The organism is Dictyobacter sp. Z7_2 (genome assembly GCF_057551105.1).
Genome location: NZ_BAAJPE010000002.1, coordinates 2,338,362 through 2,353,765, shown reverse-complemented (window position 1 = coordinate 2,353,765; position 15,404 = coordinate 2,338,362). Strand labels below are relative to the sequence as shown.

Sequence of the window (15,404 nt, the reverse complement as noted above, 5' to 3'; positions counted from 1 at the left end):
CCTAACTCTATATATAGCATCGCTTGGACAAGCCAAATATAGCAAAAACGCGACAGCAATAGTCAAATAGTCATATTTAAATCTATATATATTCTTTGCTGGATACGACATTTTTTCACAGGACGACATTTGCGATGAGGAACAGATGGCACATCGGCTAATAGAGGAGCAAGAAGAGGGGAAACATCGGCTAATAGAGATCCTGTTATGACTCAAAGTAAAATAAAAAGAGGGCAATCATGATTACACGATTGCCCTCATGTGATTGTATATCAGCTTACTATGCTAATGCACATCAAAAACCTGAAAAAGAAATGCCAGAAGATCAGCCTCCTCCTCGATCACCTTATTGGTAGGTTTTCCCAGGCCGTGCCCGGCCTTGAGAGCCACCCGAAGCAAAATAGGTGCGTCACCCTGTTGAGCTGCCTGTAACGTTGCCGCAAACTTACGCGCATGGGCTGGCACGACACGATCATCTGTATCAGCGGTCATGATCAAAGTTGGAGGATAGGACACTCCTGGTTTCACATTATGTAAAGGCGAATAAGCATACATGAATTTGAATTGATCAATATTATGCTCAGCGTCGCCATATTCAGATATCCAGTAGCGACCGATGGTAAAGCGATGATAGCGCAACATGTCGATCACAGGAACGCGACAGATGACAGCTCCATAGAGGTCGGGACGCTGGACAAGCGTGGCAGCGACAAGTAAACCACCATTGCTTCCTCCCAGGGTCGCAATACGAGCTGGTCGCGTATATTTTTGCTCAACCAACCATTCAGCGGCCGCAATGAAATCATCGAAGACATTTTGTTTTTTCTCAAGCATGCCAGCTTGATGCCATTCTTCCCCATACTCATCGCCGCCACGCAAATTAGCCACAGCATAGATGCCCCCATGTTCGATCCACAGAAGCGGAGTGATACCAAAAGCTGGCGTAACGCTGATGTCAAAGCCACCATAACCATAGATTATAACTGGATTGTTGCCATCACGAACCAATCCTTTCTTATGAGTCAGGAACATAGGAATCTGCGTACCGTCTTTGGATGGATAAAAGACCTGGGTGGTTTCATAGTCGGTTGGATCAAACTTCATCTGCAACTGATGCACGGGTGTCAATGTATGCTGCTCAAAATCGTAGCGGAATGGGGTTGATGGATAGAGGAAGGAGGTAAATGTGATGAAGAATTCATCATCCTCAGGTTCACCCGCGAGATCAATAATCGAGCCAAGCGTAGGCAATGCAACTGACCGTAAAAAGGTGCCATCTTTACGATACAGTTTGATCTGGTGATGAGCGTCATGCATATATCCCAGCACAAATTGCTGCTTCACAATGGCAGTAAATGCCATCACATCATCCTGCTCAGCGATGAGCTCACGCCAGAACTCCCGCTCGGGACGAGCACTATCGATCGCGATCAGACGTCCCTTCGGTGCCAGTAAGTTCGTTTGAAGATAGAAGATCGCTCCATCGTTGCCCACAAAACTATAACTGGCATCAGCCTCATCGAGAAGGCGAATAAAAGGTCCTGTACTCTCAACCTCACGGTAATACAAACGATTCCGTGGATCAGTCCCCTCAGAGACATAGAGAAACAGATATCGACCATCATCGCTAATTACAGGGCTAAAGCTGAGCTCTTTCGCCTCTGGTCGTTCAAAGATCAGCACATCATCAGCCTGCGACGTATTCAGTGCATGCCAATAAACCTTACTATATTTACTCTGATCCTCTTCAGGCACAGTGCCTGGTTCCGGCAAACGATCATAGAAGAAACCCGAGTTATCATGCTTCCAGGCAATGCCACTAAATTTACACCAATGAATAATCTCAGAAAAATCCTCGCCAGTATCAACGCGACGGATATGAATCTCCTGCCAATCGCTACCACTGGCAGAGGTTCCATAGGCTAACAGTGTTCCATCATGGCTAAAAGCCTGATTGGTCAAAGAGATCGTCCCATCAGTGCTCAAAGTATTAGGATCAAGTATAGGTGTCGCTTCGGCATCCAAAGTAGGCTGCATATAGAGAATTGCTTGATTCTGCAAACCAGTATTTTTCGAAAAAAAGTAGCGTCCTCCATGCTTATGGGGAGCCGAAAATCTGGCATAATCATACAATTCAATATAACGCGCTTTGATGCTCTCAAGGGCAGGAATCTTATCCAGATACGCTCGTGTAAGCGCCTGTTGAGCATCAACCCAGTTCTGCGTCTCAGGAGAGGCAGCATCCTCAAGCCAACGATATGGGTCTGCCACTGGTGTGCCATGATAATCTTCCACAAGATCATCTCGGCGCGTGATAGGTAATTGCAACTGTCTACTCCTTTGCGAAAATCCAAAGCAATCGAACAATCTATATGCAGCATCATATGAGCGTCACACAGTCATCATCAAGCTAGCACTATACACCAGGAGTTGGCACATCATCAAGTGAAAGCACGAAATCAGTCACCAGCGTCTGAACTTCAGGCAAGCGATCTTTGAAAAAGTGATCGGCCCCCTCCAGGGCAATGAGGCGCTTCGGAGCTGCCACAAGCTCAAACCATTGCGCCATCAGATCATAGGGAGCTATTTCATCGGCAGTGCCATGAATAAACAATTTCGGCTTAAAGCAATCTTTGAGGATCTCGCCATCCTCAAACATGCGTACGGGCACGCCAAGGCCGATCATTGCTTTCACGCGATCATCGGCACAGGCCACGCGCAGGCCAACGTAGGAGCCAAAGGAGAATCCAGCTAAGATAGCTGGTATCCCTGGATAACGCCGACTCATAAATTCTAAGGCATAATAGACATCATCCATCTCGCCGCGCCCATCATCGTAGGAGCCAGAGCTGTGACCAACCCCGCGAAAGTTAAAGCGCAGCGACGGAATATTCTGCATCTGGAGGGCCTGAGCTACTTTGAAGACGACCTTATTATGCATCGTTCCACCACCAAGTGGATGAGGATGACAGATAACACCCACAAACTTCGGTGCGACTCCCTCTACCTCAGGTTTCAGAATCCCCTCTAGATGTCCAATAGAAGTAGGTACATTCACATGCAATACTTGATTTGTTACCATTTCTTTTCCTGTCCTAAAAAGCTTGCAATTCCCTTTTGATCGCACCAGATATATAGTTGCATCCTATCACATTCCACAAATGGAGACGACTATCTCACCCATTATGGTACTTGCTTCGATGTGCCCGACAATCATCCAGGCACGTGCGTACTACGCTTCTTGATCCTGGGGAGGGGACGCTACGTGCTGAGCCGGACGAAGGCCGACAAGAACACAGCGCACAATCAATATAATACTTATAACGAATACGATACCTAACAGTACAAGCACAATTATTTTGATAATCTGTACAATTACCAGCATCAAGAGAATGATCAAGATAAGCAGGCTGGCAAACGCCAGATTGCAGAGTCCAAACAGATATACAATCTGCCGATGCCAGGCAATCCCTTGATTAGCCATACGCGCACGCGTTAAAGACGCACGACCAGACCGAATAGTTGCAATACCAATACAGATCAAGGCAATGGCACAAATAGCCACAAAAATAATCCCGATCAGAGTACCAGTCGACACTGCCATAAGAAGCCTCCCATTATTTACCCATAAATCTATCACCAGCCCTGTTATCGTAACGCTTCCGAGTCCTTTTGGCAACGGGTCGTCAGACAGGGAGCTATCATGCTCTATCTGTATAGTTACACGCAGGAAAGGATAAAAACAATCATGAGCTATAGGATTTATAGGTGCAATGTATAGGCTGTCTATTGCCGGATGACGAATAAAGGTGTTATACTGTCAGAAGAAAAAGTTTGTTTATACCTACAACTGCTGTGTGCTTCAGTAAGCAATTTGCGCATGACACCCGAAAGGCTGCTATGTTGGAGTAACGGGCAACTTGTACGGTCAAAGGAGGTGAGGGACATGGACGCTGGCCCTAGTCATAGTAGGTGTGCCACAAAGATGACATTCGCATGCCTGCTTTTCGGACTGTTCTTCACCTCATCGAGTAGAGTGACGCATCCCCTTCATCTTGATCCACAAGCTTGATCTCTAAGGGTATCTATCACCCCCCTTACTCGATGAACCAACATCGCCCCCATTGATGCGAAAGATGTCGAGTAAGAACAATCCTTCCCTGCCAGTAAGTCCTTTCTCTGCTTTTTGCAGCGTCCCCTGCATACAAGCGAACATGTTTCGAAGCTCGTATTATCGTACACGCACTCGTATATCACCGTGCGTTTCGAGCATGCGCTTATGCCCTATGGAACTCTATGTGACATAGAGGGACGAATCTTGTGCCATGGAACCAAAACCAATACATGCGCCGCTACGCTATGCGCACTGTAAGCTACACGTTCCATGTGTTAACGAATTATGCCCATGTAGTACGTGCATGGAGCATGAATAAAGTAGCCTTGTTTACTTGCAAGAAGGTGGTGATACCTATGATTTTTTTAAGCGCATTACTCCATAAAAGCGTATACGACGCCAACCATCGCCGCGTCGGCTCTCTACGGGACATCTGCGTGGAACTACACGAGACGTTTCCCGTGGTGACTGCATTAATTTTAAGCGCAACAGCTGGCAATAATAGACTGATTATTCCCTGGTCCCAGGTCCAAAGTATTGAAGAGACACCCATCAGGCTCTCGGTTACACTCACACAGATTACACACTACGAGCCACGTTCCGAGGAGCTCTTGCTCAAACGGGATATTCTCGACAAGCAGATTGTCGATACGCAGGGCTTTCGCGTTGTGAAGGTCAATGATCTGAAGCTGGCGCAGATCAAAAAAACGGCCCGGCTGGTCGGCGTCGATATCAGCCTCAGCGGACTGCTGCGCCGTCTGGGCTGGCAGCGAGCGTTCGATATGCTTGGACGCGTCACTCCACTTCAGCTCTCAGAGCGCACCGTGACCTGGAATTATGTCGAGCCAATCCAGGTTGTCGGAGCGAATACCAGCCAGATGGCAGCAGTAGGAGCCGGCGGTGCAAGTGTAGGGACCGTTGGTGTCGTACCTCAGGTACAACTCAACGTCAGTCATAACAAACTGGCCGAGCTCCATCCAGCCGATATCGCCGATATCCTGGAGCAGCTTGATCTCGAAAATGCCGGAGCGATGCTTGAGCGTCTGGATGATGAAACCGCTGCCGACGCCTTGAACGAGGTCGAATATCCATTACAGTCTGAGCTCTTAAGCGAGCTGGGGCCAGAAAGGGCTTCGGATCTACTTGAGCGCTTGCAACCCGACGATGCAGCCGATATTCTGTCCGAGATTCCAAGCATGGAGGCCGAACATTTACTCAGCCTGATGACGGATGAGGAGTCACAACCGATCCGTGATCTGCTACGCTATGGCTCAGAGACGGCTGGCGGCTTGATGACAACCGAGATTCTAGCTCAGCCAGAAGATGCCACAGTAGCAGATGTGTTGGTCTATCTACGTCAGCACTCAGAACATCTTGATATGGTGTATTACCTCTATATCATCGATGAAGAGAGACATCTACTTGGAGTAGTCTCCTTGCGTCAACTCGTGACGGCAGATCCAGGCACAAAAATGGTTGAGCTGATGGACAAGGATGTGATCCATGTACGCATCAACGACGATCAGGAAAAAGTCGCCTATGTGATCGCCAAATATGATCTGCTCGGCGTGCCTGTCGTGGATGATGAGATGCATCTGATGGGCATGATTACAGTCGATGATATTATCGATGTGATCCACGAGGAGCAGGCTGAAGACGTCTCAGAGATCACAGGCACCAACGTTGAGGAAGGCGAGTCTGAAGAAGATTCATGGCAACGCAGCATAGTCAGCCGCTCATCCTGGCTGGTGCTCAACGTAGTGATTGGTTTCTTTATGGCCCTCATCGTTTCACATACATTTAGCCCGATTCTGGGGACAGCGACTGTATTCGCCTCCACCGGTAGCCTGCTGCCAGATCAACCGGACCGTCTCTCATTCAACGCGGTACTTTGTCTGATCCCCATGCTCTTGCTCACAGCCATGGCAGCAGGTTCGCAGGCGCTCGGCATCGCAGGCTGGAAGCTTCGTGGGACGCGAGGAACGGACTTCTTTCGCACACTCTGGAGAGAAATCCTCCATGGCACCATTGGAGGAATCTTAACCACCGTCTTAGTGGGCATACTATCCTGGTTTCTCTATCACTCGCTGCCTCTTAGTCTGGCAGTCGGGATAGCATTCGGAGTGACACTCCTGATTGCGTCGCTTTGCGGATTGGCATTGCCAAACATCTTGCAACGTCTGCGTCTGAGGGGGAGCTTGATCGCAGCGCCATTGCTCAATCCGGTCATCGCCATCGCCAGTTTAAGTATCTTTGTCACCACCAGTCTGGCGCTCATCAACGGATTTCTGGGATAAAGGCATTTTTCTCTAAAAAAAGTCTTGACGAAACACGACCAATAGTATATAGTATCAGTGTTCCAAGTGAACGACCTTCCTTGATAGCTCAATGGTAGAGCAATCGGCTGTTAACCGATCGGTTATAGGTTCGAGTCCTATTCAAGGAGCCACACATGGGCCACCTATCCAGGTGGCCTATTTTTTATGAATTATTCACCACAACAAAGATGGCAACATATGATGCCAGTGGTCATCTGCTCCAGCCCTCTCGCAGGCAAAGGCTGAATGATCAAAAAAGGTCACAGAACGGACATCAAACGATCAGAACAAGCGGAAGGAGATCAGACGTTGAGCGACGAAGCAACAGAAATCGAAATTCATGAGCTTTTTAAAAGTTTGCTGGAAGCAACTCCATTACCTACGTTCATCGTTGATCGCGACAGCATTGTCTTATATAGCAACCAGCACGCCCTTCAACTCTCGCCAGGCACACCATGGACACCAGGGCTCCCTTTGACAACGTTTATTCATAATCCAGCGATAATTCAACTTGTCCAGAGCAGTATCGCGGCCAACACGTCCCAGGATGGTCACTATGAGCAGGGAAATTCAGATATGGCCTGGAAAGTTTCGATCTCGCCCCTGACCCATCAAGCAGGAACGCGACAACTTCCCTATCGCTTTTTTGCTGTCATCATCGAAGACCAGACCGAGATGCGCCATATCGAACGTATCCAACGCGACTTCATTGCGAATATATCACATGAGTTGCGTACACCGTTGACCTCAGTACGCTTGCTGGCTGAGACATTGGAAGATACGATAGATACCGATTCAGATAAAGCGCAGGAGTTTGTAGAAAAAATTGAAAACGAGGTACAGTATCTCAGCGAACTGGTCTCCGAGCTGCTAGAGCTCTCACGTCTCGAATCGGGACAGACGCTTATGGCCATTGAGCCGATCGGGGCTGAGCGGTTGATACGTGAGGTCATGGCCCGCATGTTACCATTAGCGCAAAGACATCGTGTTCAACTCGTCACCAATATCCAGCAAGGCAAAACATTAGTCGCCGCAGATAGTAAACAGATCACCAGAGTACTTGTCAACCTCATCCACAACGCCATCAAATTTACTCCATCGGGAGGTAAAATTATCATCGGGAGCGACCTGCAACCAGATCGGCAGGCCCAACGCTTCTATGTCAAGGATACAGGAGTAGGCATCAAGGCAGAGGAGCTACCACGCATCTTTGAGCGCTTCTACAAAACCGACCGTGCCAGATCAAAAGCCGGCTTTATCGGACCAGGCGGCGGAGGTACCGGCCTGGGATTGGCCATCGCTCGCCATGTGGTAGAGACTCACGGAGGGCATATCACAGCGCAAAGCATCCCTGGAGAGGGGAGCACCTTTATCTTTACCCTACCGGTCGCCACGATTACGGAGACCCAGGATCCGGTACTAAACTCCTAATCAGGCGAGTGAATATGGAATTTCACAAATATATATATAAGCTAAGGGTGCATTAGAATCTTAAGATAATTTTTACGCAAACACGTTGCGACACGCTGCGACTCTATGGTACCATTGCCAGACAATACGCAACTCTCTTATGAAGCTTGTACCAGTTTGCCTGAGCATAAATTGGCATATTTCTGAGATGAAATGAAAGAGATTGATGGGTTTACTCGATATTTCGATTCATACAGCTGAACATCCCCCTGTAAGACGATAAATACTAGACAATTAGGGTTTTATATTTTAATGGTATATGAAACAAACTTCTCAACCATATATAAAATGCAACGTTTCTAAGAGTTTATTCTTGAGTAGAAGGATACAGTGAATTGTAGTCGATTATCTGGTACTTACTCTTGTGTATTAGCAGAATGTCAGGTACAATGGGATGGTAGTGGGACGAGAGAAAGAGGACACATTTATGAGCAAGCTGGTTATGGTTATTGATGATTCCGCGACGGTGCGCAAAATAGTAGAGACTTGTCTGAAGCGCGAGGGCTTCGATGTGAAGAGCTTTCCGGACGGGGTCGAAGCTATGCGCTGGCTGACTGAGCCAGGAGCACGGATTCCCAATCTGGTTATTCTTGACATTGGGCTACCTAAGATGGATGGTTATGAAGTTGCCCGACGTCTCAAGACCAAACCACAATTTAGTAATACAGTAATTATTATGCTCTCTCGTCGCGATGGTATGATTGATAAATTAAAGGGTCGCCTGGCAGGAGCAAAAGATTATTTAACGAAACCCTTCAAAACACAGGACATTATAGCTGTCATCGAATCCCATCTTAATTAGAAGAGAAACAGGTAGCATGAGCCAGAAGTCAGGTCTTTTACCCACTACGATTTTAAATAGTACCCAGGCACACTTTCTTGAGCAGATAAGTGATCAAGAATTCTGGGAACATGCAAAGAGACTGGCCCAAACACCTTTTGTTGCAGCGATAAAGACTGAAGAATATCTGGAATGCGAATTGACACCGGAGCGTGCTATTATTCCGTTAGCAGCCCTGGAGGAAGTGATCCCCATGGCACCGCATCTAGCGCAGCTGCCCAGGTCTCCCTTCTGGATGCTGGGAGTCACAGCGTGGCGTGGACAAGCTCTGGCCGTCATCGATCTGCTCGCATATTTTTCGCAAGAGCGCATCCAGACACATCGAGATCGGGTACTTCTCGTTGCTCAAACAGCCAATATCACCCTTGGTCTCGCCGTAACCATACGAGGAACGCATAGCAATATTCCAGAAGAGCACATTCAACCGTTTCATCCCACCACGATGACAAAGACACATACCCTTGTTGAAGTTATTCAGGGCATCTACGCAGGTGCACTCATCCTGAATATCCCAAATTTACTCACCACACTGGTGCAGCAACTGCAAGTAAAGTCTTATGAATGAAAACGATTCATCCTTTGATGAAAACGAACTGACAACCGAAGATTTAGATATTCTCAAAGCTTTCGAAGCCATCGAAAGCTGGCCAGCGGACAGCACGACGTCAGCTCTCGCGACCAACTCAACGGCGGGTAGTCGCTATTATCGGACAGAAGCCGAAAGAGAGCAAGATGAAGTCATTGAGATGCTGATGATCTTTCTCGAAGAGGCCGGAGAAGATATAAGTAAAATGCGACAAGCATGTAACCAGATTGCTCAAAGTACCCAACTGGCACCGACGCGTTTTGGCATTTTCCAACGTGCGGGACATAAGTTACGTGGGACAGCAGCAGCAGTTGGTTATCCTATCATGTCGCTGGCCGCCGAGCACATCGAGGCCATAGCAGAGCAGATTCTCGCCGCGAAAGTAGCTCCTCAAACCGGCTTTCTGGCGATTGAGAGCGCTGTAACGGTGCTAGAATATTGCCATCAACAGCTATCGGAGGAAGGGCAAGAACCCAGCAGTCCAAACTTACTCGCCGAATTAGAGGCTCATTATAGCAAGCTGGGGATTCAGATCATCCATCAAAATAGTCCAGCCGCGGCCTCTACCCATGTACCTGAAGAGAACAAAGCACCAGAGAAAACCACCAACCCTCTAGACTTATCAACGAGACCACTCCCCATCGTGGAGCGCGTCCAGGAAACTGAAGCGCCTGCGGCATTGGGAATGAGTAATCCAGGAACGAGTATACCAGAAACGCAACCTGAAGCCAGTAGTGTCGCTTCATTTATACATATAGAAACGCAACGTTTCGAGAATCTGTTACGTCATACAGAGCATCTCGTAGAGTTACATGCCGCACTAGAAAACGCACAAAAAAACGTCAAGCTCGCGTTACAGGAACAACAGACAGCTCAGACGCGGCTGCAACAACTCGAACAGGCCCTTTCCGATCTACTGCTTGAGAAAAATCCATCCCAGACGCAGCCAGAACAGCCTGCATCGTCGCTCATTGCCCGTATCCTCAGCAATGTCGAGCAACCACCAGCACGTGCACGCAAAAGCAAAAATCGTCCCAAGCAGCCGCCAGAGCCACCAAAGCAGGGATTGGATGATGTGCTGAATATGGAAAGCTATTCAGAAAAAGATTTGCTCTTACGAGCACTGCGAGAGGCCATTGTGCAGCAGTCCATCTGCACCGCGCGTGTCAACACAACCTCAGTAGCGCTACAGCAGTTGCAACAGGAATACATGGCACGCGTCATTCTGGTGCGCAACGATACCCAGTTGATGCGCCTGATACCGCTCAGCACACTGATCCCAAAAATACAAAAAGTCATTGATGGCAGTGCGCTCGCACAACAATATACAGTGCTTCTAGAGGTCAGCGGAGAAAATCTAGAGATCGATCAGGAGACACTGGAAGCCCTGACTCCTCCACTCCTCACGATGTTAGACAGTTGTACCTCAGATACATCAGTCATCAGAGAAGGTCTGGAGCAACCAAAGCCCTGTCAGGTCGGTTTCCATGCGCACAGGAACGGCAACGACATTACAATAGAAATAAGTTTTTCGATGCCAGTGCTGGGAGGGGCCTTCGAAATATTACAGAAGCCGCTGCAAAAGCTCAATGGATCGCTCACATCACGCCGTAACCCATCAGGCTGGGTCAGTTTTTACCTCTCGATTCCGCGCTCACAAGGGATGATTCCTTGCTTGCTGGTACGTGTGGGAGAGCAACAATATATCGTTCCGATGAGTCAGATACAACGCGTGAACCAGCAAGCGCAAGAAAAAATTATGCATAGCTATGAGTTGCGAGAGCTCCTTGATCTCGCAGCGTCGGCCGTAACCACAACCAGAGATAGCGCAACCAGACCACTACTTGTGATCCAAGCGCCAACAACGCGCCAAAGTATCGGTGTCATCGTCGACGAAATCATCAGCGAGCAAGAGCTGATATTAAAGCCATTGCCAACCTTCATGCAGCGTCCAGGAGTTACCGAGGCAGCAGTTGATGGTCAGGGCAACGTTTTGTTACTCGTCGATATCACCGAATTAGTCGCTCATCACATCCATATCCCCGGCGGCAAAGAATCCCCGGCAGAACCAGCTCAGGCGCAGCCGACTCAGACAGCGCCAAAGATCCTATTAGCAGATGACTCAGCCTATCTGAGACAGAGAGTATTGCAGACGTTACAGCGCGAACATTATGAGGTCATGGAAGCCAAGGATGGTATGGAGGCGATCGAGCAGCTCTTAGAAAATACTCCCGACATTTTCTTGCTGGATATCGAGATGCCCAATCTTAATGGCTACGATGTCCTCACAGTGATCCGCGAATATCCCGAGCTGGCACGCGTCAAAACGATCATGCTCACCTCACGCACATCAGAAAAGCACAGGCAAAGAGCCCATGAGCTGGGAGCACAAGCCTATCTGCACAAACCCTGTCCCCAGGAGATACTCCTTAAAACCATCAGCGAGCTCCTGGCCACAATATAGTACTCTGTCAAGACACAGAAGGACGTTGCGTGGCAAAGGAGGATGGCCCTTTGAACCAAGCGCTCAGGCTAGCCGACGTAGCGGCGCGGCAATTCGCTTGATCGCGACGTACCGCCGTGCTGTCACTTCCCGCACGAAAACGTCCTATGTGCATCTGAAAGCAACGCAGACGAGACGATTCACGGTGGGAAGATCACGCAATGGAACCCCATGGGGAGCGTAGTCGTACGAGTCACAGACAGCACGGCGGTACGTCGCGATCAAGCGAATTGCCGCGCCGCTACGTCGGTGAGCGTTTGCACCGAGAACAAAGGGCATTTCACCCTTACACGGCAGAAAAATCTGGTTGTTTCACGTGAAACAACCAGATTTTTCTAACCAGTACGAGTATAGGAGATTATCTACTAGCGATACGAGGCGGGGGCGGATTCGATGGCTCCCGTTTCGATCATGATCTCGCGCAACATCTTGGCGTCGATGATCTCGTGCGTGCGCAGGGCGTGGGCGATACGATCCAGTGTGACTCTGTTCTCAGACAGGATAGTTACCGCTCTCTGATAGGCACGACCGACGATGCGATTGACCTCTGCATCGATCACTGCGGCAGTCTTTTCGCTATATTCACGTGAATTGCTGGCGAGAGAGGTGCCGGCAAATGGATCTTCGCGTTCGCTGAACGAGATCGCACCCAGACGATCGCTCATGCCCCACTTTGTCACCATCTGGCGAGCAATAGCGGTGACACGCTGGAGGTCGTTTTCAGCTCCAGTGGTGATATGACCGATGGCAACCTGTTCGCTGGCTCGACCACCCAGGGCTGTGACTAATTGCGCCTCCAGGAAATCCTGACCGTAGTTATAACGATCATCCAGAGGAGTATACTGCGTCACGCCAAGAGCCTGTCCACGTGGCACGATGGTTACTTTGGTGACTGGATCAACACAGTCGGTCAGAATACCAGTAAGAGCATGTCCACCCTCGTGATACGCGATTACGTTGAGATCCTCATCGCTCAAGATCAACGGACGCTCAGCACCGATCTGAATCTTATCCAATGAATCTAAGAAACAGGACTGAGTGACATAATCCAGATTACGACGTGCGGCCAGCAAGGCGGCTTCGTTGACGAGATTCGCCAGGTCGGCACCTACCATGCCAGGAGTCGTGCGAGCGATCGCCAGGAGATCGACATCGCTGCCCAGAGGCACTTCACGCGTATGGATTTTGAGGATCGAGAGACGGCCGTTCCAGTCAGGACGATCGACGGTAACACGGCGATCGAAACGTCCGGGACGCAAGAGCGCTTTATCCAGACCATCGGGACGGTTGGTGGCGGCGATGACAACGACGGCTTGACGAGCATCAAAACCATCCATCTCAACCAGCAACTGATTCAACGTCTGCTCGCGCTCATCATTGCTGTTGATGCTTGATCCACGCTGTCGACCCACGGCGTCAATTTCGTCGATAAAGATAATGCTTGGTGAGGCTTTTTTTGCTTGCTCGAAGAGGTCGCGCACACGGCTGGCACCCACACCGACCAGTACTTCGACAAATTCAGAGCCGCTCATAGAGAAGAAGGGGACGCTTGCTTCGCCAGCGACCGCACGTGCCAGTAGAGTCTTACCAGTCCCAGGAGGGCCTACAAGCAAGACACCACGGGGGATCAAGCCACCCAGACGTTGGAATTTCGATGGAGTCTTCAAATACTCAACGATTTCCACGAGATCACTTTTGGCCTCATCGACTCCAGCCACATCGGCAAAAGTGGTTGAAGGGCGATCTTCGAGGAGCATCTTGGCCTTGCTCTTCCCAAAGCTGAAAATGTTTTGCTGGCTTTGAGTAGCACGGCGCATGATCCACAAAAAGATACCAACTACAAAGATCCAGGGCAACAAATTGATCAATAAGTACTCAAAACTGTTATCAGGAACGGGCACTGCCGAATACGATACGTTGTACTGCTGAATCAACTGTGTTAGCGTAGGATCACCATTGGGTAAGTTCACAAAGTGAAAATGATCACCTTGTTTGCCAGCCACCGTAATAGAATTTTTGAAGGTACCAGTAACATCATCACCCTTGAACGTCATCGACTGCACATTACCATCTTTGATCTGCTGGTAGATAGTGCTATATGGCACTTCAATGGTGTCAGCGCTATTGGTACTGTTATTCTGGGTGAACATCTGGAAGAGATAAAACCCAACAATCATCACGACAACGATAATAATCACGCGAAAGAAAATTGAGGAGCCATTGCCACCCTCGCGTGGGCCACCCGAATTCTGACCGTTACCGCCGCCATCTGGCCTTTTTGAACCCCGAGAACCCTGATCATTAGGATTCTGGAACATATATGTAGCCTGAGCATCCATCGGTTCAGACCTGCTTTCTTCGTCTGTCGAGGCATCCAAAGAGGACGCTCCTAATAGAGTCTGGATATTGAACACGTTATATTAACTCCATATTACACGCATAACGATCTTTCGTCTACTCCTCTGAGCCAGAGTCAGGGCTTCCCAAAGCTGTCCTGGTTGCTACTCTCTTTGACAAAGCAGTATAGCATATCCGTTATCCGCTATAGGAGGACGATAATTTGAATGATACGCAATAATTACGTTTCAAAATACCCTCAGGTTACATAGCCGGCACAAATCTGCGTTCACATAGATCCCTCTTGATATTGGACGCCTACGCTGAGGGATGCGGATACCATAGGCATCACACATGCTGCGGCACAAAATACGCTGTCTAGAATCTTCTCTGAAATAGTATCATAGCACAGCCAAAGGATAAGAAGCACGTCTCCGCTGACGCAGATACAAGAGCAACATCGCTCTACACTGATGGGTAGTAAGCGCTCAGAAGAGCAATGATTGAAGGGAGCTAACGCTCATAATAGAGGATACGTCCACAATTTGTGCAAGTCTGCAATTCAGGACTGATGCGAACCAGTTGGAGTTCGCTGGGAGTCAGAATGACACGACACCATTGACACGAGTTTTGATCAACTTTGGAGACTGCGCGCCCCTGTTTGGAGCGTCTCATGGTCTCATAACGCTTCAGCAAAGGTTCTCCCAGAGTGGTCGAAAGTTGCTGCCGCTTATCTTGTAATTCCAATCCGCGTACTTCAGCCTGATCCTGACGAGCATGAAAAGCAAGCGTTTCTTGCTTCCACTCTTCTTCCGCCTGCTGCAATGCGGCTAATTTCTGTTTTTCCGTCTCAGCTAACGCCTCCGTGGCATCCATCACTTCAAGCAAACGTTCCTCCAGGCGATTCACCTGCGCACGCAGGTTCTGGAGCTCGTGTTGCAGAACTTGTAATTCCTTTCCATTCTGGATCAGACCGCTATAGAGTCGGCGTTCATTCAAAGCCAGGCGCTGATTGACGTCATCGAGCGACCACTCAGCCTCTTTTTGAGCTTGCTGGCCTGAGAGCAATTGTTGCTTTGCCGTCTCATATTCTGCGCGGAGCTTGCGCAGCTTGGAACTACCTTGCAAGGAGGTAGCGATTGTTTGCTTTTCAGCGGCCACACGATCCAACTCCAGATCAACCAATTGCAACCGATACAAAACAGCAGGAACCTGTGTCGTATTCATGAATTCTA

12 protein-coding genes and 1 tRNA gene are annotated in these 15,404 nt (G+C 48.9%); 8 read left to right on the top strand and 5 right to left on the bottom strand.

The features are described 5' to 3' along the window. Positions 1–285: 285 nt before the first annotated feature. The 3 genes from AC27N8_RS23325 to AC27N8_RS23315 form a co-directional block, all read right to left on the bottom strand. On the bottom strand, positions 286–2,328 hold the full coding sequence (locus tag AC27N8_RS23325; protein ID WP_487069858.1) for a prolyl oligopeptidase family serine peptidase: 2,043 nt from the start codon (positions 2,326–2,328) through the stop codon (positions 286–288). A gap of 88 nt (positions 2,329–2,416) precedes the next feature. Then, on the bottom strand, positions 2,417–3,082 hold the full coding sequence (locus AC27N8_RS23320; protein WP_487069856.1) for an alpha/beta hydrolase: 666 nt from the start codon (positions 3,080–3,082) through the stop codon (positions 2,417–2,419). Positions 3,083–3,232: 150 nt separating this feature from the next. Further along, positions 3,233–3,604, bottom strand: a complete 372-nt coding sequence (locus AC27N8_RS23315) for a hypothetical protein (protein WP_487069854.1) — start codon at positions 3,602–3,604, stop codon at positions 3,233–3,235. An 866-nt stretch (positions 3,605–4,470) separates the two neighbouring features. Here AC27N8_RS23315 and mgtE point away from each other — a divergent pair. From mgtE to AC27N8_RS23275, 8 genes are all read left to right on the top strand, one after another. Then, positions 4,471–6,411 carry a magnesium transporter gene (gene mgtE / locus AC27N8_RS23310; RefSeq protein ID WP_487069852.1) on the top strand — a complete coding sequence of 647 codons (1,941 nt, stop codon included), beginning with the start codon at positions 4,471–4,473 and terminating at the stop codon, positions 6,409–6,411. Positions 6,412–6,488: 77 nt separating this feature from the next. Further along, positions 6,489–6,563, top strand: a tRNA-Asn gene (locus AC27N8_RS23305). A gap of 178 nt (positions 6,564–6,741) precedes the next feature. Beyond that, the gene (locus tag AC27N8_RS23300; protein ID WP_487069850.1) at positions 6,742–7,863 is read left to right on the top strand and encodes a sensor histidine kinase; all 1,122 of its coding nucleotides are present in this window, start codon (positions 6,742–6,744) and stop codon (positions 7,861–7,863) included. 433 nt (positions 7,864–8,296) lie between these two features. Continuing rightward, entirely contained in the window at positions 8,297–8,704 is a 408-nt protein-coding gene (locus tag AC27N8_RS23295; RefSeq protein ID WP_487069848.1) for a response regulator, read from the top strand. Between the two features lie 16 nt (positions 8,705–8,720). Then, positions 8,721–9,308 (top strand): chemotaxis protein CheW, encoded by a 588-nt coding sequence (locus AC27N8_RS23290; protein WP_487069846.1) that lies wholly within the window; start codon positions 8,721–8,723, stop codon positions 9,306–9,308. Further along, positions 9,301–11,793, top strand: coding sequence for an ATP-binding response regulator (locus tag AC27N8_RS23285; RefSeq protein ID WP_487069844.1), 2,493 nt, complete (start codon positions 9,301–9,303; stop codon positions 11,791–11,793). The genes AC27N8_RS23290 and AC27N8_RS23285 overlap by 8 nt, the downstream gene beginning before the upstream one ends. 25 nt (positions 11,794–11,818) lie before the next feature. Next, complete coding sequence (locus AC27N8_RS23280) at positions 11,819–12,016, top strand: hypothetical protein (RefSeq protein ID WP_487069842.1); 198 nt, start codon at positions 11,819–11,821, stop codon at positions 12,014–12,016. Further along, complete coding sequence (locus AC27N8_RS23275) at positions 12,004–12,171, top strand: hypothetical protein (protein WP_487069840.1); 168 nt, start codon at positions 12,004–12,006, stop codon at positions 12,169–12,171. Before AC27N8_RS23280 ends, AC27N8_RS23275 begins: the two co-directional genes overlap by 13 nt. 26 nt (positions 12,172–12,197) lie before the next feature. On the opposite strand, the gene ftsH is transcribed toward AC27N8_RS23275, so the two are convergent. Together ftsH and AC27N8_RS23265 are read right to left on the bottom strand one after the other, a co-directional pair. Next, complete coding sequence (gene ftsH, locus AC27N8_RS23270; protein ID WP_487069838.1) at positions 12,198–14,210, bottom strand: ATP-dependent zinc metalloprotease FtsH; 2,013 nt, start codon at positions 14,208–14,210, stop codon at positions 12,198–12,200. A gap of 472 nt (positions 14,211–14,682) precedes the next feature. Then, a complete protein-coding gene (locus AC27N8_RS23265; protein WP_487069836.1) occupies positions 14,683–15,396 on the bottom strand; it encodes a zinc ribbon domain-containing protein in 714 nt (237 codons plus the stop codon). Positions 15,397–15,404 lie beyond the last annotated feature (8 nt).